The following is a 20174-nucleotide window of genomic DNA, read 5'->3' as shown; positions in this document are numbered from 1 at the left end:
TGTTCGGTGAATCCGCTGGTGGGCGGGGGTGGGTGACGGGGCAGGGTCAGCGCGCCCAGCCGGTGTAGCGCTGGCCGAGGTCCGTGCCGCTGGGGCGGGCTGCGGGGCGCGGCGCGGCGGTGGCGTCCAACGCGGCCGCGGCAGCCCGGACCAGCCAGGAGTTGGCCGACAGCCGCTCGCGGGCGGCGGCCTCGTCGATGCGCGCCTTCAGCTCGTCGGGCAGGCGCAGGTTGATGCGCGAGGTCGCGCCCTTCTCCCCGGCGGTCTCGTCCCAGGCCGGTGCGGCGGCGGGGGCGGCGGCAACCGGGTGCTCCTCGGGCGGGCTCTGCCGGGTGTTCACCACGAAGACCGGGTTGAGCCCGCGCAGGCGCACCTCGACCGAGCCGGGCGCGAGGTCGCGGGTGATCTCGTCGGCGGCGGCCGAGATCGCCTCCAGCAGCGTGAGCCGGATCGCCGACTCCAGCGGCACGGCCAGGCGCTCGGCGAGGGCGCGGGCCTCCGCGCCACCGGTCTCGGCCGCGACTGCCAGCTCCGCCCGGAGCTTCTCCACGTAGGGCGTCAGTTCCATGGCATCACTATGGCACCACCGTGGTGCCATAGGCAAGCCAATCTGGCTCAACTGTGGTGCCATCCTGTCCGGCAGGCCCCGATCCGACACAAACGTGAACGGTCGGTGGACTGGTGGCGGGGCGGGGTGACGGCGAACATAGGGACGCCGGTACCGTCTGCGGATGCGCAGGCGGGTACGCCGAACGCACCGCTACCCCCGGCGGCGCGGCCACCGCCGGCCGACGCGATCGTGATCTTGTGGAGGAAGACGTATGTCTCAGGACGAGGACGTGCTCGCACTACGCGACGACCTGGCGGCACGGCCCGACTTCGAGGTCAAGCTGCGCGGCTACGACCAGCGGCAGGTCGAGCAGTACATCGCGCGCATCAACGCCGAGGTGTCGTCGCTGTCGGCCGAGCGTGAGCGCGCGCTCGGGCAGGTCCGCGACCTGACCGAGCGGCTGAAGCGCCAGCACACCGACCTGTCCGAGCTGGCCGAGCTGCGCCAGCGCCCGCCGCAGGTCGAGCGGGCCTCGTTCCGCCACCTGGGCCCGATGGTGGACCAGATCCTGGAGCTGGCCGAGAAGCAGGCCGAGGCGATCACCACCACCACGGCCCAGCAGATGGCCCACCACAAGGACGAGGCGGAGAAGATCCTCTCCGACGCCCGGGAGCAGGCCGACCGGCTGCGCGCCGAGAGCGAGGGCGCCCTGGAGCGCGCCGAGCAGGAGCTCAAGCGGGTGCACGACCAGAACGCCCAGCAGGCCGAGCACGCCCGCGCCGAGGCGGACGCCCTGGTCGAGGCCGCCCGGGTGCGGGTGCAGCAGGAGGTCGAGGCCGCCCGCGCGCAGACCCAGCAGGAGGTCTCGCAGTGGAAGGCCAACGTCGAGCGCGAGCTCGCCGAGCTGCGCGCGGCCGCCGAGCGTGAGCTGGCCGGCCAGCGCACCGCGGTGAACCAGAAGAACGCCGCGCTGCACGCCGAGGCCCAGCAGCACGCGGCCGACCTGCGCCGGCGCGCCGACGACCAGAACGCCGCGCACCAGCAGCAGCTCACCGTCGTGCAGCAGGAGATCCGGGCCCGCCGTCAGGCGCTGGCCCAGCTGCAGGCCGAGCTGGACATCGCCCAGCAGCGCCTGGTGCAGTCGCGCCAGGACGGCGCCACCGCCGAGCGGGATGTCGCCCAGCTGCAGCAGCGCCTCAGCGAGACCACCCAGGAGCTCAACCACGAGCTGCACCGGCTGGAGGAGGCCCGTCGTTCGGCCGAGTCCGCCGAGCGCCACGCCGTGGCGGTGCGGGCCCGGGTGCAGCGCGAGGCGGAGCGGGTGGCCAACCTGGCCGCCGCCGCCGTCATGGCCGCCGCCGTCGGCGGGGTCGAGACCGGCGAGTACCCGCGCGTGCAGATGCGCCCGAACCCCCGCCACTCGGCGGCCGAGCCCGACGAGGTCGAGGTGCAGGCGGAGCAGATCGAGGCGGTGCTGGAGCTGGAGGGCCCGCCGCAGGGCGAGGAGGCCGTGGCCGAGGCGCACGAGGAGCAGGCCGAGCAGCGCCACCACGAGGGTGACCCCGAGCTGGCCGAGTACGCCAACGGCCGCCGCGACGCCGAGCTCGCCGTTCCGGCGCAGCGGATGCCGCAGGCGGAGCGCGTCGGCGCGGACGCCGAGTAGTCACGTACCAGCAGCACAGGCCCGCTCGCGTCAGGCGAGCGGGCCTGTGTCGTCGATGCACTGTCTCAATTGGTGGGAATTAATAGTAAGGCTTATTGACTGTTAATTATCGACCCGCGACGATCCCAGGAGAACGGCTCCCCCGTGTCCTGAGATCGGAGCTCCCATGAACAGACTGCGAACAGCGGCGGCGGCCCTGGCCACCGCGCTGGTCACCACCTTCGCGGTGGCGGCGCTGTCCGCCCCCGCCTCCGCCGCGGAAGTGCTCGTCAACGGCGGCTTCGAGACCGGCGCGCTGTCGCCGTGGAGCTGCACCGGCAACCTGGGCAGCGTCGTGTCCACTCCGGTGCGCACCGGCACGAAGGCGCTGCAGGGTGCGGCCAGCGCCTCCGACAACTCCAAGTGCACGCAGACCGTCTCGGTGGTCTCCGGCACCCAGTACACGCTGTCGGCCTGGGTCCGGGGCAGCTACGTCTACCTCGGCGTCAACGGCGGCGTTTCCACCTGGACCCCGAACGCGACTAATTGGACCCAGCTCACGCTGACCTTCACCGCCGCGAGCAGCTCGATCCAGGTCTACCTGCACGGCTGGTACGGCACCGGCACCTACTTCGCCGACGACGTGTCCCTGCAGGGCCAGGGCGGCACCAACCCGGTGCCCGGCACGCCCGGCACCCCGACCGCGGGCTCGATCACCAACACGTCGGTCGCGCTGAGCTGGGGCGCGTCGTCCGGCACGGTCACCGGCTACCGGGTGTACGAGGGCAGCACCGTGGTCGCCAACCCCACCGGCGCCTCCGCCACGATCAGCGGCCTGGGCGCGTGCACCACGCACACCTACTCGGTCGCGGCGTACAACAGCGCCGGCGAGTCCCCGCGTTCGGGCAACGTCACCGTCACCACCACCGGCTGCGGCACCGGCGTGCCCGGCACCCCCGGCAACGTCACCGTCGGCGGCGCGACCAACACCTCGCTGAACGTCTCCTGGAGCGCCTCGTCCGGCACCGTCACCGGCTACCGGGTGTACGAGGGCAGCACCGTGCGCGCCACCGTCACCGGAACCTCCGCCACCATCACCGGCCTGGCCACCTGCTCCAGCCACACCTACACCGTGCGCGCCTACAACGCCACCGGCGAGTCCCCGGCGTCGGCGGCCGCGTCCGGCACCACCACCGGCTGCACCACCGGCACCCTGCCCAAGCACCTGCTCACCGGGTACTGGCAGAACTTCGTCAACGGGGCCACCCCGCTGCGGCTGTCGTCGGTGCCGACCACGTACGACATCGTGGCCGTCGCGTTCGCCGACGCCGTGTCCGGCACCCCCGGCGCGGTGACCTTCAACGTCGACTCCGGGCTGTCCTCGGCGCTCGGCGGTTACACCAACGCCCAGTTCCGCACCGACGTGGCCACGCTCAAGGGCCGCAACCAGAAGGTCATCCTGTCCGTCGGCGGCGAGCTGGGCTCGGTCTCGGTGAACAGCTCGACGGCGGCGACCAACTTCGCCAACAGCCTCTACACCCTGATCACCGACTTCGGCTTCAACGGCGTCGACATCGACCTCGAGAACGGGCTCAACGCCACCTACATGGAGCAGGCGCTGCGCAACCTGCGCTCGCGCGTCGGGTCAGGACTGATCATCACGATGGCCCCGCAGACCATCGACATGCAGTCGACGGGGGCGGGCTACTTCTCGCTCGCGCTCAACATCCGCGACATCCTGACGATCGTGCACACCCAGTTCTACAACTCGGGCAGCATGCTCGGCTGCGACCAGCAGTTCGCGTACTCGCAGGCCACGATCAACTTCCTCACGGCGCTGGCCTGCATCCAGCTGCAGTCGGCGCTGCGGCCCGACCAGATAGCGCTCGGCCTGCCCGCCACCACCCAGGCCGCGGGTGGCGGCTACGTCAACCCGACCGTGGTCAACAACGCGCTGAACTGCCTGGCCGCCGGCACCAACTGCGGCAGCTTCGTGCCGCCGGCGCGCTGGCCCACGATCCGCGGCGCGATGACCTGGTCCATCAACTGGGACGCGTCCAACGGCTACAACTTCGCCAACACCGTCCACAACCACCTGGTGTCCATGCCCTGACCCGTACCGTGAAGGCCCGGCGCCGGGGAGATCCTGGCGCCGGGCCTTCGGCTTTCCGTGGCGTCGCGGGTCACACCGTCAGCACGGTCTTGCCGCGGGCGTGGTCGGCGAGTTGGGCGCGGAAGGCCTCGGCCGCCTCGGCGAGGGGGCGGACGTGCTCGATGACCGGCGTGAGCCGGCCCGCGGCGATCAGGGCGGCGAGGTGGTCCAGGTCGGCGGTGTCGCGGCGGTTGGCCACCACGCGCAGCCGCTGCCGGGCCACCACGCCGGCCGCGGTCACCTTCAGCAGGTGCGGGATCGGGCCCAGGGTCCGGCCGCCCGCGCCGCTGGAGGACAGGTAGACGCCGCCGGGCGCGAGCACCCGCCGGTACGCGCCCAGCGGGTGCCCGCCGGCCAGGTCGAGGATCACGTCGTAGCCGCGGTCCGCCGCGGTGAAGTCCTCCCGGGTGTAGTCGACGACCTCCGCACCCAGCGAGCGCACCAGCTCGGCGTTGCGGGTGCTGCACACGCCGGTGACCCGGGCCCCCAGGTCGGCCGCGAGCTGCACGGCGAACGTGCCCACGCCGCCGGAGGCCCCGTTGACCAGCAGCCGGGTGCCCGTGGTGACACCACCCAGCCGCAGCGCCTGCAGTGCCGTGGACGCGGCCACCGGCAGCGTCGCGGCCTGCTCGAACGTCACCCCGGCGGGCTTGCGGGCGAGATGGGCGGCGGGCACGGCGACGTACTCGGCGAAGCCGCGCTGGTTGACCTCGCCGAACACGTCGTCCCCCGGCTGCCAGGCGGTGACCTGCGCGCCGACCTCGGTGACGGTGCCGGCCACGTCGCGGCCCAGGATCGGGGCCTTGGGCCGGCGCAGCCCGAACGCGAGCCGGATCAGCCGCGGCTCGCCGAGCAGCGCGGCCCGGTCGCCGAAGTTGAGCGAGCAGGCGCGCACGCGCACCAGCACCTGATCAGGACGGATGGCGGGGGTGGGCACGTCGGCGTGGCGGATCACGTCGGGGGAGCCGTACCTGTCGTACACGATGGCTTTCACGGGTGCTCTCCTCAGCTCGGGGTGGCGCGGCGGGCCTGGCCCACCGCCTCGGCGACGGTGTGCAGCAGGGTGACGACGGACATGGCGACCAGCCCGATGCCGATCCACCGGGGCACCTCGGGGCCCCATCCGGCCGCGCTGACGAACGCCGGGTTGAGCAGCCGGTCCGTCGTCACCAGCCAGATCAGCGCGAGCGAGGCCGCGACGTCGACGAGCGAGCCGGCGACGGCCAGCGGCACGCTCCAGCGCGCGTAGTGCCGCGCGAACGCGAAGCCGAGCCCGGCCAGCACCACCGCCAGGAACGCGTAGACCAGGCCGGTGTCCCACAGCCGCGGCGCGAACAGCCCGATCGGCTTCCCGCTCGGGTCGCTCTGCGTGCTCACCACGGGTGTCAGCAGCACGAACGTCGAGAACAGCACGGTGATCACGGTCAGCGTCGCCAGCTCCGCGTAGCGGGCCCGGCGGCTGGGCGGCACGGGCAGCGCCTCGACGCTCCAGGGCCGGGCCGGGCCGCGGCGCAGCCGAGGCAGCCGGTCGATGGCGGCGAAGGCCACCGTGGTCCAGCAGACGATGTGGACGGCCGTGGTGAACGCCGCCGACAGCACGTCACCGGCCAAGGCCAGGGGGTCCGCGCCGTGCAGCGCGCGGACCAGGCCCACCCCCGCGGCCGCTGCGGGCACGACCGTGGCCAGCAGCACCGTGAGCAGGCGGGCGTAGTCGTGGTAGAGCGCCGGGCCGATCAGGTGCAGCGGCCGGTCCGCGTAGCCGGCGGCGAGCCGGGCCGGGTCGCCGAGGCCGGTCAGCACCTCGATCTCGGCCGTGGCGGGTTCGGCACCGGCCTCGACCCGGTCGTCCACGGCGTCGGCGATCGCGGTGCGCAGCTCCTTCTCGATGTCGGCGCGCTGGCGGCCGGGCAGGCGGCGCAGCGCGGCGTCCACATAGCGGTCGGTGAGGGTGGTCATGGCCGGCCTTTCAGAGCACGGAATGCGGCGTCGAGGGCGTCCCAGTCACGGCCCAGCGTCTCGGCGAGCTGCTCGCCCTCGGCACTGGTGCGGTAGAACTTGCGCGGCCGGGCTTCGTCGGTGTTCCAGTCGCTGGTCAGCAGCCCCTGCTTCTCCAGGCGCCGCAGCAGCGGGTAGAGGGTGTTCGCGTCGACCGCGAAACCGCGCTGCTCCAGCAGGTCGAGCAGCGCGTATCCGTAGTTGGCCTGCCTCAGCACGAGCAGGCAGGCCAGCACGACGGTGCCCCGGCGCAGTTCCTGCAGATGCGTCGAGAGCTGCTCGTCGTTCACCATGCGTCACACGATAGTGTGTGCCACACAGTATGGCAACGGTCGTCGCCGACCGTCCGCTGACGGTTTCCTGTCAGTACAGGGCGAGGGCAACCTCGACCTGTCCAAGAACACCGTCTCCTACACCTGCTCCGGGAACAAGGCGGAGCTGAGCAACGGCTACGTCACCTGCCCGCTGACCAAGGCCTCCTGACCCGCGCCGCCCGTTCGTGTTTTCCGGGGTATGGGTTGCACAGGGGTGGTGTGAGGTGCATACTCAACTTGTCGGTTGATTAACCGGATGGTTGAATAGAGAGGCGGTCATGGACCGACTGAGCCTGGTCTTCGCGGCGCTGGCCGACCCGACCCGACGGGCGATCCTCGCCCGGCTGGCCGACGGCGAGGCCACCGTGAACCAGCTCGCCGAGCCGTTCCCGATCAGCCTCCAGGCGGTCTCCAAACACCTGAAGGTGCTGGAGCAGGCGGGTCTGATCACCCGCGGCCGGGACGCCCAGTGGCGGCCCTGCCGGCTGGAGGCCGCCCCGCTGCGCGACATCTCCGCCTGGGCGGAGCAGTACCGCCGCTTCTGGGACGAGCGCTACGACCGGCTGGACGACTACCTGCGGACCCTTCAGCAGACGGGTCCCTCGGAAGAGGAGAAGTGAGATGGGCGAGACCAAGACCCTGGACGTCAAACTGCAGGGCGACCTCGAGATCGTGATGACGCGCAGCTTCGACGCGCCGCTCGCGCTGGTCTGGGAGGTGCACACCAAGGCCGAGCACCTGAAGAAGTGGTGGGCCCGCGGCCACGAGGCCGATGTCACCGCGTTCGACTTCCGGCCCGGCGGCAAGTGGCGCATCGTCGAGCACGGCGACAACGGCGAGGAGTGGGCCTTCCGCGGCGAGGTCCGCGAGATCGTGCCGATGGAGCTGATCGTGCAGACCTTCGAGTGGGAGGGCATGCCCGGCCACATCTCCGTCGAGCGGCTGGTGTTCGAGCACAAGGACGGCAAGACCACGCTCACCGGCACCTCGACGTTCGCCAACAAGGAGGACCGCGACGGCATGGTCGCCTTCGGCATGGAGGGCGGGGCCAACGAGTCCTACCGGGCACTGGACGCCTACCTCAAGACGCTGGCCTGACCGGCGCGGCGGCCCGCACCGGCGGACGACCGCCGGTGCGGGCCGCGCCGTCTCAGTTGCGCGCGCCGCCCAGGCCGAGCAGCGCCGCCAGCCCGAGGGCACTGCGCGGGGCGTACGGCATCCGCCACAGCCCGCCGTGCGCCGCGCCCTGCGCCTCCTCCTGCCACACGTGCTCGCGTACCGGCGGGGGATTGCGCAGGTCGTGCACGAGCAGCGCGGCCATCAGCGTGTTGGACGTGGCCGGCTCGAACACCTCCACCCCGAACGCCGGCGCGCCCGCGTAGGCCGCTGCCAGCACCCGGTTCTTCACCACCGAGCGGGTACGCGTCGGCGGCGCGACCTTGAAGCTGACCGTCGCCCCCTCGTGCCGGGCCACCGCCGCCCGCCACCGCTGCAAGCGCTTGGCCAGCGCGTAGTTCGGGCCCTGCTGCGCCACGAGGCTGTCGCAGATGCCCGGGTCGGCGTCCGGCGGATAGTTGCGCCGCAGCAGCCGCCCCGCCGACACGAACCGCAGCGGCCCGCGCAGCGTACGCAGCGTCGACGGCCGCCGGTACTTCTCGTCGGCCTGCGCGACCGCCTCACCCGGGGCGGCGAACACGTCCGTCGGCGTGGCCAGGAACGCCAGCGCCGTGTCCGGGCGCTGCCCGCGCAGGTGCTCGGACAGCGCGTCCACCGCGGCGCACACCCGCACGTTGGTCGCCCCGTCGGCGTAGACGTAGTTGCCGATCACCAGCCGGCCGTCCATGCCGAGCAGCCAGTCCGCGACCGCGGGCAGCTGGTGCAGCAGGTCCGCGCCGGCCACCTCGGCCAGGTCCGTGTGGTCGCGGCGCGCGGCGGCGACCGGGACGCGCAGCCGGCCGCCGTACCGCCGGGCGGTCTCCAGCAGGCCCCGCCACAGCTGCGGCCGCGGCAGGTCCACCGCGACGACCTCGCCGCCCCAGCGCAGCAGCGAGTGCGTCGGGCCCATCTCCGCCCCCGCGCCCAGCGCCACCACCCGCACGTCGGACAGGTCGAGCCAGTCCGGATTGGCCAGCACCGCCCGCACCGCCTCGGCGCAGCTCGGCTCCACTACCCCGGCACTCACCCAGGCGTCCAGCTGCCGGGCCAGCGCGTCACCGCGCAACCGCTCGCCCCGGTACGGCAGGGACAGCTCGCGGTCGGTGTCGCCGTCGCCGCCGACGGTCACCGTGCCCAGCTCGGCGGCCGGGTCGGGCTTGCGCGCGAACACTTCGCGCAGCCCGGTCTCGCCGTCGTCGGTGACCACGCGCATGCGCTGGTGCAAGGAGGCCAGGCCCGCCGCCGCGCTGCCGCGTGCCGCGTCACCGGACAGCAGCCCCGCCTCCACCAGCCGCCGGAAGTGCACCAGGTAGTCGGCGCGCCAGTTGGTCTCGTGCTCGGCCGCCCGCGCCCCGACCGGGTCCACCGGCCGCAGCGCGTCGGCGACCACCGCCCGGCCCAGCGCGGACGTGCTGCGCTCGGTGCCGGCGCTGACGGGGAAGACCACCCCGGACGACGCCATCGTGCCTCCTTCGCCTGGCCGCGGCGGTACGGGCCGCGTCAGGCGCGGACATTATCGGTAACCCGGCCGGTGGGCAACGACGCCCCGGCCGTCAGCGCGCCGGTGCGTCGGCGGTGGGCACCGACCGGGCCGCCAGGCGACGCCGGAAGTGGTCGTTGCCGTTGCGGGCGTCGAACTGCCCGGCGAGGTCGTTCGCGGTCGTGGAGAGCTCGTCGCACAGCGCGGCGACGGTGGTCAGCGGCTCGCCGCCGCGCCGGCCGTCGCGGACCACCGTGCCGCCGTGTCCCGCCTGCGCCAGCGCGCGCAGCACCATCACCGCGCCCGAGGCGAACTCCATCGTCTGGAACGGCGACGGCGAGCTGTCCAGCCAGGGCAGATGGCGTTCGACCAGATCGAGCCCGCGTACCTCGTTGCCGGCCAGTGCGAAGTACACCAGGTGCAGGCCGATGCCGTGCAGCCAGTTCGCGTCGGTCATGCCCGGATAGGCGCGCCGCTGAGCCTCGCGGGCCCCGTCGAGGTCGCCGGTGCGCACGTACGGCAGCAGCGCGTGACTGAGCAGCCAGTACGGCTGCCCGTGGCAGGTCAGGTGTTTCACCTTCTCGGTGAGTTCGACCGCCCGGGCGAACTGGCCGGTCTCCTCGTAGCACTCGATGAGATACGACGGCACGCAGGCGCTACAGCTCGACATCTGGTCGGGCTTGGCCACGACGAAGTGGTCGTGCCAGGTCAGCGCCGCCTCGTGGTCCCCGAGATGCAGGGCGACGTACATGCGCAGCTGGTAGATCGCGTGCATCTGGTAGCCGGAGCCGCGGAAGTGCCGCTCCGCGTCGGCGAACACCTGCTCGATCTGCTGCCGGGCCACCGTGGGGAACCGGACCAGGTTCATCGGCGCGTACACCAGCGACCACAGCAGCCGCCGGTGCTGCCACGGCGTCACGAGCTCCGGCGTGCGGTCGAGCGTTGCCAGGCACCTCGACAGGGCCAGCAGTTCGCGCTGGGTCTGCCCGGCCTCCGTGTAGTCGCCCAGGGCCCCGAGCCGGGTGTCGAAGGCGAAGGCGTCCAACCCCGCGGCGTCGGCCAGGCGGATCACCTCGTCCAGGCGCTCGCACTTCGTGCGGCCTGCGGGCAGGGCTTTCGCCTCGGCGAGCAATGCGGCCAGGGTCCGCTCGGTGTGCGTCATGGCGGGCAGCGTACTGGCGTGGGCGGACAGCGCCGACCCGCCCGGCTACACCAGGACGGGCCGGTCGCGGCCTTGCCGGGCTTGCCGGACGGCGAAATGATGGAGCCGACACGGACGGGCGGCTCAGGGAGTGATCGCGCTGTTACGGCGGAATCGGCCGGTGGCCAAGGGTGTGCCGATCTGGCTGCTGGACATCGACGGGGTCATCAACGCGGTCACCGACCTGCCGGATCGCCGCGTGTGGCGGGGCCACCAGTGGGTGCGGACCGCCGCGGCCAGCAACGAGGACATCGAGTGGCCCATCCTGGCCGCGACGCCGGTGCTGGACTTCCTGCGCCGGGTCCACGAGCAGGGCCGCGCCGAGATCTGGTGGCACAGCACCTGGCAGCACAACTCGGTCAACGTCGGCACGGCGCTGGGACTGCCGTCCTGGCCGGTGCGTGACTGCCCCGAGTTCGTGTCGATGGACGCCGTCCTGGCGAGCCCGCTGGTCAGCAGGAAGCACACGTGGTGGAAGCTGCCCGCCGCGCTGCGGGTGCTCGACGAGGGCCGCCCGCTGCTCTGGACCGACGACGACGTACGCCACCAGCTACGCGCCGCCGACACGAGGCGGTGGGGCAACCGGGCGCTGGTGCTGGCGCCGCCGGTGCAGGCCGGACTGACGCCGCGGCAGCTGCGCCGCATCGACCGCTGGCTGAGGAGATGGCCCGGCCGACCCGCCCTAACCTAACGTGTACTGCTGCTGTACCCTCCGTATGTCTTATGTGGAGGATTGTCGATGAAGCGCGGTTCGAGCGTCCAGGACAGGGCGGCCCACGCCGGCCTCGGCAGCCAACTGCGGCGCTACGGCACCCGGCCGGTCGCCCAACTGCTCACCGCCCCCATCGTGGCCGCGACCACGCTGATCCTGGGCTTCGGCGCACACGTCGTCGCCTACCAGCTCGCCGGCACCGCGATCACCGCCGGCCTGCTCGCGCAGGCCCTGCTCATCCACCGCAACCGGGCGATCCACGTGTTCGAACGGGGGATGATCACGGTCGGCGCGCTCGGCCGGGTGCGGCACGTGGTGACCTGGCACGAGGTCGCGTACGTCGAGGGCGTCACCGTCAACACCAGCAACGGCGCGTTCACCACCACCCGCCGCGACTTCACCGTGCACCTGCCCGGTGGCCGGGTCCGGTTCAGCGACCTCCTGATCGCCGACGGCGACCGGCTCGCCGCGCACATCGCCCTGAGCGCCGGCCAGCGCCTGCTGTTCTGACCGCCCAGGTCGATGGACCGCCGCGGCGACTACGATGGCCACTGCTGACCAGGACATCGTCGCGGGGGAGTGGTCTTTCGATGAGCGGCGTGCACGCGATCGACACCGGTGTGCTCGACGACCCGGCCGGGACCGCCCTGTCCGGCCCGCATCGCGGGTTCGCCCGACGGCACGGCCAAGCGCGCTGCTACGACCCGGCCGTCACGCCGTTCGCCGCGCTGCCCGCCGGTGCCGACGCCCAGGCCTGGCAGGACCTCGCAGTGCTGGTGGGAGCCGGTGGCCGCGCGGTGCTCATCGGCGACTACCCGGTGCCGCCCGGCTGGGAGATCACCTGGCAGGACGAGGTCGTCCAGCTGGTCGACGACGCCCTCGCGGTCGCGGACGAGCCCGAGGCGGTGCCGCTCGGTGCGGCCGACGTGCCGGAGATGCTCGACCTGGTCGAGCGCACCAAACCGGGCCCCTTCCTCGCCCGCACCGTCGAGATGGGCTCCTACCTCGGCATCAGGCAGGACGGCAGGCTCGTCGCGATGGCCGGCGAGCGCATGCACCCGCCCGGATTCACCGAGATCAGCGCCGTCTGCACCGACCCGGCGTACCGCGGCCAGGGGCTGGCCACCCGGCTGATCCGCGCGGTCGCGGCGGGCGTGCGGCGGCGCGGCGAGACGCCGTTCCTGCACGCGGCCAGCGACAACACCGCCGCGATCCGGCTCTACGAGGCGATGGGCTTCGCCGTCCGCCGCCAGCTCACCTTCACCGTGGTGGTCGATAAGGGCACCCTGCGCACCAATAGCGTTAAGAAGGTGCCCTTCCTTCGGAGCTGACCGGGCTCAGCTCGGCCAGCCAGCCGTCCAGCTCGGCGGGGGTGCGGAACAGCAGCACCTGCGGGCCGGGGGAGTCGGCCGCCCACCGGCGCATGCGGCGGCGCTTGCGCCCGTACGAAGCGAAGTGCCAGAGGATGATCGACTCGGAGGACAGCGCGCTGCCGAGCGTCTCCCGGTTGCCGTTGCAGATGACCTCGCCGGTCGAGATCAGCCGCGCGGTGCGCCGCAGCAGCCGCCGCAGGGTCAGGCCGCGGGAGAAGTCCAGGCCGATGACCAGGTCGGCGGAGGCGAGCGGGAGGTCCAGCCAGTCCTTGTACGCGCCGTCGAGGATCCAGGACTTCTTGCGGCAGATCGCGGCGATCCGGTCGCGCTGGACCGGCATCGGGACCTCTTTCCAGCCGGGCTCCCAGGTCAGCTCGTCGACCGGTTGCCAGGGCAGGCCCAGCCGCCGGGAGAGTTCCAGGGCGAGGGTGGATTTGCCCGCCCCGTAAACCCCGTAGATCAGGATCCTCTGCGGGAAGGGGCGGCGCACGGTCACCGGCCGAGCCTAGCGGGCACCCGCCACCTCTCGTTCCTTGCTTCACGCAGCGCGAAGGCGTTCGGTGAGGCCGTCGACGCCGGTGTAGAGGTATGCCGTCTGGTACTGCACGTTGTCGAACAACCGGGCCTCGCCCCGGTAGATCGCCAGCAGCGTGTCCTCGCCGCGCCACCAGCCGTCGGCGGCCCCGGCGACCTCGGTCACCGGTCGCAGCCGCAGCCGCTCCGGCAGCCCGTCGAGCCTGGCCCCGGTGGCGAGCGCCACCTCGGCGGGCATGCGGTCGGCGAGGTGGCGCAACGCGATCGACTCCACCCAGCCCTCGACCGAGCCGTGCAGCGGCACCCAGGTGCCGTCAGCCACGATGCCGAACCGGCCGTCGCCGTCGACCATGAATCCGTACGCCGAGGCGGACCGGGGGCGGCCCGCCGTGAAGCAGGCGCCTCGCCCCTCTTCCACGGTCGGGTCGTCGGCGTCCAGGACGTGCGGCCCGCCCTCGTACTCGGGGGTCGGCGGCAGTTCCAGCCCGCCCCAGCGGCCCTGGTAGGCGGCCAGGTGCTCGATCGCGGCCGCAGGCCGGTGATAGCGGTGCCAATGCCTGCGGTGCTGCTCGGGCGACCACACCTCACGCCGGACCCCGTACGCGGCGAGGTAGGCCCGCGCCCGCAGCGTCAGCCCGCGCCGTGCGTCGAGCACGTGCAGCGGCTTCGGCGTGCGGCGCGGCCTCGGCGACGTCATGCCAAGGCGGCTCGACAGTCGTGACAGATGTCGTCGGGTAGTCCGATCAGGACCGGCAGCCCGATGTTCGAACACAGGGGCCACCGTTGGGTCGGCGTCGTCTGCGCGCCGGGGAGGACGTCGCGGGTCACCGGGTCAGGTTACCGAGAAGGGGTGACGCTTTCGACGGTCGCGCGAGCACGTGTGCATTGACTGTCGCCACTGTCATGGCGATGCTGGTCGAGACATCGGTTTGAACGCTCAACTTCGATGTACTGCCCGTCTTCCTGCCCGGAAGGAGAACCACGTGCACCGCTTCAGGATCGGGCGACGTCTCGCCAGGGCGGCCGGTGTGGCGGCGGCCGCGACGGCGCTGCTGGTGGCGGCCGCCGCACCCGCGACTGCGGCCACCGCCAAGGAGTTCACCGGCGGCGGCCGGGGTCTGACGGCTGCTTCGGCGATCCGGTCCGCGACCTGGGACGCCGAGGCGTCGGCGAGCGCCGAGCTGCTCAACACCTGCGTCCCGGTCGGCGAGCCCGGCATCTGGGAGGTCGTCGACCACCCCTACTTCGGCCACGTCTTCTTCGCCGAGGTCACCGTCTCCTGCACCACCTGACACGAGTGCCCCGCCCCCCGGACTCGGCGTATCCGGAAGACGGGGCGGTCTCGCACCAGGTGGGGCTTGCAGTTTCGGGGAAACTGCCGCTAAGCCAGGCTCGAAAGCTGCACTTGCCCGAAACTGCGCCGGCAGCGAGGAACCTCAGCCCTTGCGCCACTTCTGGGCGCCGGTGCCGTTGCAGGTGTAGAGCTGGAGCTTGGTGCCGTTGGCGGTGCCGTTCGCGGTGACGTCGACGCACTTGTTGGCCTGGATGTTGACCAGGTCGCCGGCTCCGCTGAGGACGAACTTCTGTGCTCCGGTGCCGTTGCAGTCGTAGAGCTGGATGGCCGCGCCGTCGGCCGAGGAGCCGGCCGCGACGTCCATGCACTTGCCCAGCGCCCGCAGGCTGCCGTCGGACTCGAAGGACCAGCGCTGCGCGCCGGTGCCGTTGCAGTCCCAGATCTGCAGCCGGGTGGCGTTGGCGGTGTTGGAGTTCGGGATGTCGATGCAGCGGTTGCTGCTCTGGCCGATCAGCGGGGTGCCGCCGGTGGGCGGGGTGGTGCCGTCCTGGGCGAAGACCCGGACGTAGTCGATGACCATCGACTGCGGGAAGACGGTGCTGCCGTCGGGGGAGCCGGGCCAGTTGCCGCCGACCGCCACGTTCAGCAGCATGAAGAACGGGTGGTCGAAGACCCAGCGGTTGGCGCCGGCGTCGGCGCGGGTCTTGCGGGAGTACTGGATGCCGTCGATGTACCAGGTCACCGAGTCGGGGGCCCAGTCGACGGCGTAGGTGTGGAAGGCGTCGGCGAGGCGCGCTCCGCCGGGCAGGGTGTACTGGCCGGTCAGTGAACAGCAGCCGGAGTAGCCGGGGCCGTGCAGGCTGCCGTGGACGGTGCCGGGCTCCTTGCCGATGTTCTCCATGATGTCGATCTCGCCGCTGTTCGGCCACGGGTTGGTGGCGATGTCGCTGCCGAGCATCCAGAACGCGGGCCAGATGCCCTGCCCGCGCGGGATCTTGATGCGGGCCTCGAAGCGGCCGTAGGTCTGGGTGAACCGGTCGGCGGTGAGCAGGCGGGCGGAGGTGTACTGGCAGCTGCCGTACCAGCAGCCGTAGCCGGCGGGGTTCTCCCGGCGGGCGGTGATGACGAGGTTGCCCGCGCCGTCGTGGACCGCGTTGCTGGTGCTGTTGGTGTAGTACTGCAGCTCGTTGTTGCCCCAGCCGCCGCCGCCGATGTCGAACTTCCACTTGCTGCCGTTGACGGGCGTGCCGGCGGCCGCGTTGAACTCGTCGGACCAGGTCTGCGGGCCGACGGCCAGCGCCGGCGTGGCGGTGATGACGGTGGCGGGCACGGTGAGGCCGGCGGCGGCGAGTGCGGCCACGGTCAGGCGGGCCAGCAGTCGGGTCGTTCTGCGCATGGGACTACCTCCCAGGGAACGTGCGGGGCGTGCTACCAGGAGTTCCGGGCAGAACACTTTTGGTAAGCACTGTTAATAAATTGACAACCGTCACGTTAGGGCGGAGTCGTGCCGCCGTCAAGAGAGCGCTCTCTATGAGATCGGCATCGGTCCGATGTGGATCAGCAATATCAGGCGGTGGGCCCGCTGTCGTCGGCGCTTCCGCCGAGGGGGCGATCTGATCGGCGTCGGCGATCACTGAAAGTGACGTCCATGCGGAGGGCGGCGACCTCCGACGGGTCAGACCGTACGGCCGGAGGGCGCGTCGCAACGTCGTTACGGACAGTATCGAGCGCCTGGCGCGCTGCCCTAACGTCGCGCGTATTCCATCGTGGACACCAGGTGAGGAGTACATATGCGCGCGATCATCAGCGCGGAACTGGGTGCGGCGGCGAAACTGGCGGACGTGCCGACGCCGTCGGCGGGGCCGGGCGAGGTGCGGGTCAAGGTGGCCGCGTCCTCGCTCAACGGGTTCGACACCGCGGTGATCAGCGGATACATGGCAACACTGCTGGAGCACCGCTTCCCGGTGGTGCTCGGCCGGGACTTCGCGGGCGCGGTCGACCAGGTCGGTGACGGGGTCACCGGCTTCGCCGCCGGCGACGCCGTCTTCGGGGTGGTGCTGGACCATCCGCTACACGCGGGCGGCTTCGGCGAGTACGTCGTGGTGCCGTCCGCGAGCCTCGCCCGGGTGCCGGGCGGGCTGGACCTCACCACCGCCGGGGCGCTCGGCCTGGCCGGGGCGGCCGCCGCCACGGTCGTCGACGCCATCGCGCCGTCACCCGGCGAGACTGTGCTGATCATGGGCGCGACCGGTGGCGTGGGCAGCGTCGCGGTGCAGCTGGCCGCCGCGCGCGGCGCGGTCGTGCTGGCCACCGCCGAGCCCGGCGAAGGCACCCGGCTGGTACGCCGCCTCGGCGCGCACTACGTCATCGACCGCGGCAGCGACCTCATCGGCCAGGTCGCCGCGATCGCCCCGGGCGGCGTCAAGGCGGCCGTGCACCTGGCCGGCGACCCGTTCGCGCTGGCCGACCTGATCGCGCCGGGCGGCCGGTTCGCCTCGCTGCTCGGCATCGGCCCGGACCAGATGGGCGTACGCGACGTGGTCGCGCTGCCGGTCAACGCCGACCTCGCCCCGGCCGGGCTGGAGCACCTGGCCGCCGAGGTGGTCGCGGGCCGGGTGGAGGTGCCGGTGCAGCGCATCTACCACCTGGAGGAGGTGCCGCAGGCGTTCGCCGACTTCACCGCCGGCAGCGTCGGCAAGCTGGCGGTACACGTCGGCTGAACCGGGTATGCGCCTGCCATGAACACGCAGAAGCTGGTCTACAAGCCGATCGGGATGGTGGGCGGCGCCGTGGCCGGTGCTGTCGCCGGGGTGGCGTTCAAGCAGGTCTGGCGGGTCGTCTCCGGCAATCGTGAGGCGCCGCACGCCACCGACCCGACGAAGGGATGGGCCGAGATCCTGATCGCCGCGGCGTTGCAGGGTGCGGTCTTCGGACTGGTCAAGGCCGCGGTGGACCGCGGTGGCGCACACGGCGTCAAGGCGCTCACCGGCAGCTGGCCGGACTGAGAGGCCGGTCGTGACCAAGGGCTCCGTTCGGTGAGCGGAGCCCTTCACCGTTCCCGGAAAAAATCTTGAGAAATGTGCGGCGCGGATGTCGAAGGCGCGCGGCCGGCGGTGTCTACCCGGTGAGAGGGTGGCGGGACAGGCCCGAAGGGCGGCCGCCGCCACCACGGATCGCCAGGAGGAGTACCGCGATGAAGTACATGATCATGATGCACACCGGGCAGGACGCCACCGAGGGCATCGCGAACTGGTCGCAGCAGGACGTGAAGCGGCACATCGAGTTCCAGCACGACTTCGACCGCGAGCTGCGCGAGGCCGGCGAGATGGTCTTCAACGAGGGGCTGACCTTCCCCGACCAGGCGCGCATCGTCCGCCACGACGGCCAGGGCGCGCCGGCCGTCACCGACGGCCCGTTCCCCGAGGCCAAGGAGTTCCTGATCGGCTTCTGGATCGTCGACTGCGCGGGCCCCGAGCGGGCATACGAGATCGCGGCCAAGGCGTCGTCCGCGCCCGGCAAGGACGGTCAGCCGCTGGGCATCCCGATCGAGGTGCGCCCGATCGTCGGGCCGCCGGCGGCCGACGCCTGATGGCCGACCGGCCGATAGAGGACCTGCTGCGCGAACTCGCGCCGCGGGTCCTCGCCGTGGTCGCCCGCAAGTACCGCGACTTCGACACCGCCGAGGACGCCGTGCAGGAGGCGCTGCTCGCGGCGCACCTGCACTGGCCCGCCGCAGGGCTGCCGGACAGCCCCGAGGCGTGGCTGGTGGCCACCGCCTCCCGGCGGCTGATCAACATGTGGCGCGCCGACGACGCCCGCCGCCGCCGCGAGGAGCAGGACTGGGAGCCCGCTGCGGCGAGCGCGGCCGACGACACCGCCGCGGACCGCGACGACACGCTGCAGCTGCTGTTCATGTGCGCCCATCCGGCGCTGACACCGCCGTCGGCGATCGCGCTGACGCTGCGCGCGGTCGGCGGCCTGACCACCGCGGAGATCGCCGCGGCGTTCCTGGTCCCGGAGGCCACCATGGGCCAGCGGATCAGCCGTGCCAAGCAGCGCATCCACGCCTCCGGCGAGCCGTTCCGGCTGCCCTCGGGCGCGGACTGGCGGCCCCGGCTCGACGCCGTGCTGCACGTGCTCTACCTGATCTTCAGTGAGGGGTACGCCAGCAGCGGCGGCGGCGAGCTGGTGCGTACCGACCTGTCCAAGGAGGCGATCCGGCTCGCCCGCGAGGTGCACCGGCTGCTCCCGCACGAACCCGAGGTCACCGGGCTGCTGGCGCTGATGCTGCTCAACGACGCCCGCCGCGACGCGCGGACCGGGCCGCACGGAGAGCTGATCCCGCTGCCCGAGCAGGACCGGGCCCGCTGGGACCGGGCGGCCATCGCCGAGGGCGTCGACCTGGTCGGCGGGGCGCTGCGGCAGCGCGCCGTGGGGCCGTACCAGCTGCAGGCGGCGATAGCCGCGGTCCACGACGAGGCCGCCGCCGCGGCGGAGACCGACTGGCCGCAGATCCTCGCCCTGTACGGCGTGCTGGCGCGCATCCAGCCGAACCCGATGGTCACCCTCAACCGCGCCGTCGCCCTGGCCATGGTCGACGGTCCGCAGGCGGGCCTGAAGGTGCTGGACACCCTCGACGGGCCGCTGGCCGGCCACCACCGCCTGGCCGCCGTGCGCGGTCATCTGCTGGAGATGGCCGGCGACCGCCCGGCCGCGATCGAGCACCTGCGTGCCGCCGCGTTCGGCACGTCCAGCGGCCCCGAGCTGCGCTACCTGCTCACCGAGATCGGCCGCCTGCGCGACGCGCCCTGACCGGCGCGGCCGGTCAGGGCGGGGTCGTGGCCTCAGAGGACGGTCACGTCCATGGCGGCGAGCCGGTCTCGGTCGGCGGTGAGGTCGATGGCGGCGATACGGCCGTCGACGACGGTGAACGCGAGGACCACGCGCACCCTGCCCTTCGGGGCCCAGACCGCGTGGACGACGCCGTCGATGAGCGCGGTGCGCGCCTCGGCGGCCTGGCCGTTCCAGTAGCCCGCGACGGTCGCCGCGCCGCGCTTCTCGGCGGTCGAGCCGTACGACACGGCGGTTGCGTCGGCGCGCATCACCACGTCGGGGTCGAGCATCGTGACCAGCGCCTCGAACCGGCCCTCGCGGGCTGCGGACAGGAACGCCTCGACGACAGCGCGGCGGCGGGCCTGGTCGACATCGCCGGTCGGCGCCTGCCCCTGCACCCGCCGCCGGGCGCGGCTGGCCAGCTGCCGGGCCGCGTCGGGTGACTTGCCGATGACCGGGGCCAGCTCGTCGAACGGTACGGCGAACATGTCGTGCAGCACGAACGCCAGCCGCTCGGCGGGGGTGAGCGTGTCGAGCACGACCAGCAGCGCGAGCCCGACCGAGTCGGCGAGCACGGCCTCCTGCTCCGGGTCGGGCACGGCGGTGGCCCCGACCGGCGGCAGATCGGCGTCGGCGGTGTCGTCGAGCAGGTCCTCGCGCCGGGTGGTGCGCGAGCGCAGCATGTCCAGGCAGATCCGGCCGACCACGGTGGTCAGCCAGCCGCTGAGGTTGCCGACCTCGCCGACGTCGGTGCGGCTCAGCCGCAACCAGGCCTCCTGCACGGCGTCGTCGGCCTCGGCCGAGGAGCCGAGCATCCGCAGCGCCACCGCGCGCAGCCGGGCCCGGTCCTGCTCGAAGCGTTCGGCCAGCCGGTCCTGCTCGTCCATGTCGTGCATATCTCCCCGAATCTCCGTCAATCGTGATCCAGGCCACATCTGT

General features: G+C 72.5%; 23 protein-coding genes. 13 read left to right on the top strand and 10 right to left on the bottom strand.

Features of this window, described 5'->3' with window-relative positions; genetic code table 11:
* Positions 1–46 precede the first annotated feature (46 nt).
* Positions 47–568 carry a ribbon-helix-helix protein, CopG family gene (locus AB0B35_RS22235; protein WP_361048461.1) on the bottom strand — a complete coding sequence of 174 codons (522 nt, stop codon included), beginning with the start codon at positions 566–568 and terminating at the stop codon, positions 47–49.
* Positions 569–821: 253 nt separating this feature from the next.
* Between AB0B35_RS22235 and AB0B35_RS22230 the strand changes: the two genes are divergently transcribed.
* Positions 822–2213 (top strand): hypothetical protein, encoded by a 1392-nt coding sequence (locus tag AB0B35_RS22230; protein WP_361048459.1) that lies wholly within the window; start codon positions 822–824, stop codon positions 2211–2213.
* Positions 2214–2379: 166 nt separating this feature from the next.
* Positions 2380–4305: a glycoside hydrolase family 18 protein gene (locus AB0B35_RS22225; RefSeq protein ID WP_361048457.1), complete on the top strand. Its 1926-nt coding sequence runs from the start codon at positions 2380–2382 to the stop codon at positions 4303–4305.
* A 70-nt stretch (positions 4306–4375) separates the two neighbouring features.
* Here the strand turns inward: AB0B35_RS22225 and AB0B35_RS22220 are convergent, their stop codons facing one another.
* From AB0B35_RS22220 to AB0B35_RS22210, 3 genes are read right to left on the bottom strand one after another with little or no spacing between them, the layout of a single operon-like run.
* Positions 4376–5338 carry an NAD(P)-dependent alcohol dehydrogenase gene (locus AB0B35_RS22220; RefSeq protein WP_361048455.1) on the bottom strand — a complete coding sequence of 321 codons (963 nt, stop codon included), beginning with the start codon at positions 5336–5338 and terminating at the stop codon, positions 4376–4378.
* Positions 5339–5349: 11 nt separating this feature from the next.
* Positions 5350–6300, bottom strand: coding sequence for a permease prefix domain 1-containing protein (locus AB0B35_RS22215; RefSeq protein WP_361048453.1), 951 nt, complete (start codon positions 6298–6300; stop codon positions 5350–5352).
* Positions 6297–6632 carry a PadR family transcriptional regulator gene (locus tag AB0B35_RS22210; protein WP_120319830.1) on the bottom strand — a complete coding sequence of 112 codons (336 nt, stop codon included), beginning with the start codon at positions 6630–6632 and terminating at the stop codon, positions 6297–6299. Before AB0B35_RS22210 ends, AB0B35_RS22215 begins: the two co-directional genes overlap by 4 nt.
* Before the next feature lie 13 nt (positions 6633–6645).
* On the opposite strand from AB0B35_RS22210, the gene AB0B35_RS22205 reads away from it, so the two are divergent.
* The 3 genes from AB0B35_RS22205 (at position 6646) to AB0B35_RS22195 (ending at position 7751) form a co-directional block, all read left to right on the top strand.
* Positions 6646–6822: a hypothetical protein gene (locus AB0B35_RS22205; protein ID WP_361048451.1), complete on the top strand. Its 177-nt coding sequence runs from the start codon at positions 6646–6648 to the stop codon at positions 6820–6822.
* 109 nt (positions 6823–6931) lie between these two features.
* Positions 6932–7273, top strand: a complete 342-nt coding sequence (locus tag AB0B35_RS22200) for a metalloregulator ArsR/SmtB family transcription factor (RefSeq protein ID WP_360531628.1) — start codon at positions 6932–6934, stop codon at positions 7271–7273.
* Position 7274: 1 nt separating this feature from the next.
* Positions 7275–7751 carry an SRPBCC family protein gene (locus AB0B35_RS22195; RefSeq protein WP_361048449.1) on the top strand — a complete coding sequence of 159 codons (477 nt, stop codon included), beginning with the start codon at positions 7275–7277 and terminating at the stop codon, positions 7749–7751.
* 52 nt (positions 7752–7803) lie between these two features.
* Here AB0B35_RS22195 and AB0B35_RS22190 read toward each other — a convergent pair whose 3' ends face one another.
* Both AB0B35_RS22190 and AB0B35_RS22185 read right to left on the bottom strand, forming a co-directional pair.
* On the bottom strand, positions 7804–9270 hold the full coding sequence (locus tag AB0B35_RS22190; RefSeq protein ID WP_361048447.1) for a hypothetical protein: 1467 nt from the start codon (positions 9268–9270) through the stop codon (positions 7804–7806).
* A 91-nt stretch (positions 9271–9361) separates the two neighbouring features.
* Positions 9362–10450 (bottom strand): hypothetical protein, encoded by a 1089-nt coding sequence (locus AB0B35_RS22185; RefSeq protein ID WP_361048445.1) that lies wholly within the window; start codon positions 10448–10450, stop codon positions 9362–9364.
* Positions 10451–10610: 160 nt separating this feature from the next.
* Here AB0B35_RS22185 and AB0B35_RS22180 point away from each other — a divergent pair, with 160 nt between their 5' ends.
* From AB0B35_RS22180 to AB0B35_RS22170, 3 genes are all read left to right on the top strand, one after another.
* Positions 10611–11180 carry a hypothetical protein gene (locus tag AB0B35_RS22180; RefSeq protein ID WP_361048443.1) on the top strand — a complete coding sequence of 190 codons (570 nt, stop codon included), beginning with the start codon at positions 10611–10613 and terminating at the stop codon, positions 11178–11180.
* A 48-nt stretch (positions 11181–11228) separates the two neighbouring features.
* Positions 11229–11711 (top strand): hypothetical protein, encoded by a 483-nt coding sequence (locus tag AB0B35_RS22175; protein WP_361048441.1) that lies wholly within the window; start codon positions 11229–11231, stop codon positions 11709–11711.
* 80 nt (positions 11712–11791) lie between these two features.
* Positions 11792–12532 (top strand): GNAT family N-acetyltransferase, encoded by a 741-nt coding sequence (locus tag AB0B35_RS22170; RefSeq protein ID WP_361048439.1) that lies wholly within the window; start codon positions 11792–11794, stop codon positions 12530–12532.
* Here AB0B35_RS22170 and AB0B35_RS22165 read toward each other — a convergent pair.
* Together AB0B35_RS22165 and AB0B35_RS22160 are read right to left on the bottom strand one after the other, a co-directional pair.
* Positions 12504–13070 carry an adenylate kinase gene (locus AB0B35_RS22165; RefSeq protein WP_361048437.1) on the bottom strand — a complete coding sequence of 189 codons (567 nt, stop codon included), beginning with the start codon at positions 13068–13070 and terminating at the stop codon, positions 12504–12506. The two genes, AB0B35_RS22170 and AB0B35_RS22165, sit on opposite strands and share 29 nt — an antisense overlap.
* A 42-nt stretch (positions 13071–13112) precedes the next feature.
* A complete protein-coding gene (locus tag AB0B35_RS22160) occupies positions 13113–13805 on the bottom strand; it encodes a hypothetical protein (RefSeq protein WP_361048435.1) in 693 nt (230 codons plus the stop codon).
* 286 nt (positions 13806–14091) lie between these two features.
* Here AB0B35_RS22160 and AB0B35_RS22155 point away from each other — a divergent pair, with 286 nt between their 5' ends.
* On the top strand, positions 14092–14400 hold the full coding sequence (locus AB0B35_RS22155; RefSeq protein WP_361048433.1) for a hypothetical protein: 309 nt from the start codon (positions 14092–14094) through the stop codon (positions 14398–14400).
* A 144-nt stretch (positions 14401–14544) separates the two neighbouring features.
* Here the strand turns inward: AB0B35_RS22155 and AB0B35_RS22150 are convergent, their stop codons facing one another.
* Positions 14545–15798: a family 16 glycosylhydrolase gene (locus AB0B35_RS22150; RefSeq protein ID WP_361048431.1), complete on the bottom strand. Its 1254-nt coding sequence runs from the start codon at positions 15796–15798 to the stop codon at positions 14545–14547.
* 394 nt (positions 15799–16192) lie between these two features.
* On the opposite strand from AB0B35_RS22150, the gene AB0B35_RS22145 reads away from it, so the two are divergent.
* From AB0B35_RS22145 to AB0B35_RS22130, 4 genes are all read left to right on the top strand, one after another.
* Entirely contained in the window at positions 16193–17122 is a 930-nt protein-coding gene (locus AB0B35_RS22145; protein ID WP_361048429.1) for an NADP-dependent oxidoreductase, read from the top strand.
* A gap of 18 nt (positions 17123–17140) precedes the next feature.
* Complete coding sequence (locus AB0B35_RS22140) at positions 17141–17407, top strand: DUF4235 domain-containing protein (RefSeq protein WP_360531574.1); 267 nt, start codon at positions 17141–17143, stop codon at positions 17405–17407.
* Between the two features lie 188 nt (positions 17408–17595).
* Complete coding sequence (locus tag AB0B35_RS22135) at positions 17596–17991, top strand: YciI family protein (protein ID WP_361048427.1); 396 nt, start codon at positions 17596–17598, stop codon at positions 17989–17991.
* Positions 17991–19214 carry a sigma-70 family RNA polymerase sigma factor gene (locus AB0B35_RS22130; RefSeq protein ID WP_361048425.1) on the top strand — a complete coding sequence of 408 codons (1224 nt, stop codon included), beginning with the start codon at positions 17991–17993 and terminating at the stop codon, positions 19212–19214. Before AB0B35_RS22135 ends, AB0B35_RS22130 begins: the two co-directional genes overlap by 1 nt.
* A 32-nt stretch (positions 19215–19246) precedes the next feature.
* Here the strand turns inward: AB0B35_RS22130 and AB0B35_RS22125 are convergent, their stop codons facing one another.
* Positions 19247–20122 carry a sigma-70 family RNA polymerase sigma factor gene (locus AB0B35_RS22125; RefSeq protein ID WP_361048423.1) on the bottom strand — a complete coding sequence of 292 codons (876 nt, stop codon included), beginning with the start codon at positions 20120–20122 and terminating at the stop codon, positions 19247–19249.
* Between the last annotated feature and the right edge of the window lie 52 nt (positions 20123–20174).

It is taken from the genome of Catellatospora sp. NPDC049133 (assembly GCF_040648455.1).
Lineage (GTDB): Bacteria > Actinomycetota > Actinomycetes > Mycobacteriales > Micromonosporaceae > Catellatospora > Catellatospora aurea.
Note: the sequence above shows the minus strand (reverse complement) of the source record. Positions and strands in the feature narration are given on the sequence as shown.

Bases quoted from the DNA above. Each gene is read 5' to 3' on its own strand.
- AB0B35_RS22130 (WP_361048425.1), top strand. From the start codon at position 17,991: ATGGCCGACCGGCCGATAGAGGACCTGCTGCGCGAACTCGCGCCGCGG.
- AB0B35_RS22215 (WP_361048453.1), bottom strand. From the start codon at position 6,300: ATGACCACCCTCACCGACCGCTATGTGGACGCCGCGCTGCGCCGCCTG.
- AB0B35_RS22140 (WP_360531574.1), top strand. From the start codon at position 17,141: ATGAACACGCAGAAGCTGGTCTACAAGCCGATCGGGATGGTGGGCGGC.
- AB0B35_RS22135 (WP_361048427.1), top strand. From the start codon at position 17,596: ATGAAGTACATGATCATGATGCACACCGGGCAGGACGCCACCGAGGGC.
- AB0B35_RS22230 (WP_361048459.1), top strand. From the start codon at position 822: ATGTCTCAGGACGAGGACGTGCTCGCACTACGCGACGACCTGGCGGCA.
- AB0B35_RS22185 (WP_361048445.1), bottom strand. From the start codon at position 10,450: ATGACGCACACCGAGCGGACCCTGGCCGCATTGCTCGCCGAGGCGAAA.
- AB0B35_RS22210 (WP_120319830.1), bottom strand. From the start codon at position 6,632: ATGGTGAACGACGAGCAGCTCTCGACGCATCTGCAGGAACTGCGCCGG.
- AB0B35_RS22225 (WP_361048457.1), top strand. From the start codon at position 2,380: ATGAACAGACTGCGAACAGCGGCGGCGGCCCTGGCCACCGCGCTGGTC.
- AB0B35_RS22125 (WP_361048423.1), bottom strand. From the start codon at position 20,122: ATGGACGAGCAGGACCGGCTGGCCGAACGCTTCGAGCAGGACCGGGCC.
- AB0B35_RS22190 (WP_361048447.1), bottom strand. From the start codon at position 9,270: ATGGCGTCGTCCGGGGTGGTCTTCCCCGTCAGCGCCGGCACCGAGCGC.
- AB0B35_RS22160 (WP_361048435.1), bottom strand. From the start codon at position 13,805: ATGACGTCGCCGAGGCCGCGCCGCACGCCGAAGCCGCTGCACGTGCTC.
- AB0B35_RS22235 (WP_361048461.1), bottom strand. From the start codon at position 568: ATGGAACTGACGCCCTACGTGGAGAAGCTCCGGGCGGAGCTGGCAGTC.
- AB0B35_RS22170 (WP_361048439.1), top strand. From the start codon at position 11,792: ATGAGCGGCGTGCACGCGATCGACACCGGTGTGCTCGACGACCCGGCC.
- AB0B35_RS22200 (WP_360531628.1), top strand. From the start codon at position 6,932: ATGGACCGACTGAGCCTGGTCTTCGCGGCGCTGGCCGACCCGACCCGA.
- AB0B35_RS22145 (WP_361048429.1), top strand. From the start codon at position 16,193: ATGCGCGCGATCATCAGCGCGGAACTGGGTGCGGCGGCGAAACTGGCG.
- AB0B35_RS22195 (WP_361048449.1), top strand. From the start codon at position 7,275: ATGGGCGAGACCAAGACCCTGGACGTCAAACTGCAGGGCGACCTCGAG.
- AB0B35_RS22150 (WP_361048431.1), bottom strand. From the start codon at position 15,798: ATGCGCAGAACGACCCGACTGCTGGCCCGCCTGACCGTGGCCGCACTC.
- AB0B35_RS22175 (WP_361048441.1), top strand. From the start codon at position 11,229: ATGAAGCGCGGTTCGAGCGTCCAGGACAGGGCGGCCCACGCCGGCCTC.